This window comes from Vibrio sp. 10N.222.46.A1 (genome assembly GCF_041473595.1).
GTDB lineage: Bacteria > Pseudomonadota > Gammaproteobacteria > Enterobacterales > Vibrionaceae > Vibrio > Vibrio tasmaniensis_A.
On record NZ_JBFRSN010000594.1, the window covers coordinates 1 to 597 of the forward strand.

Annotated in this window: 1 protein-coding gene; it reads left to right on the top strand. The window is 43.7% G+C overall.

Annotation, left to right across the window (positions count from 1 at the left end; genetic code table 11):
• Positions 1-158: 158 nt before the first annotated feature.
• A partial coding sequence (locus tag AB4496_RS16630) for an IMP dehydrogenase (RefSeq protein WP_372131402.1) occupies positions 159-597 on the top strand: 439 nt, incomplete at its 3' end.

Here is a 597-nt window from a genome sequence, read left to right on the forward strand (position 1 = left end):
GACTTGCTGTTACTAAATCACGACCTATAATGCTGAAAACCGGAGCGTCTGCCAACGCTCCGGTTTTTTTGTGTCCGAAGAAAAGTAAACTCGTCTGCCAACGGTTTTACTACGCATTTCGCGAGAGGCACATAATTTTATGAATCAAGGAAAACACCATGCGTATCGAACAAGAACTTAAGTTAGGTTTCAAAGATGTACTCTTCCGTCCGAAGCGTTCTACCCTTAAAAGCCGTTCTCAAGTTGAATTAACCCGCGATTTTACATTCAAGCATAGCGGTCGTCAATGGTCTGGTACTCCAGTAATTGCAGCGAACATGGATTCGGTAGCAAGCTTTGAAATGGCAGCTGCTCTAGCAGAGCACGGTGTTATGACTGCAGTACACAAGCACTACACAGTAGAGCAGTGGGCTGAGTTCGCTAAAACAGCAGACAAGAAAACACTGAACAACGTATTTGTATCAACAGGTACATCTGAAGCTGAGTTCGAGAAAGTTAAGAAGATCATGGCTCTTAGCGAAGAGTTTGTATTTATCTGTATCGATATCGCTAACGGCTACTCAGAGCACCTTGTTGAGTTCGTACAGAAAGTACGTG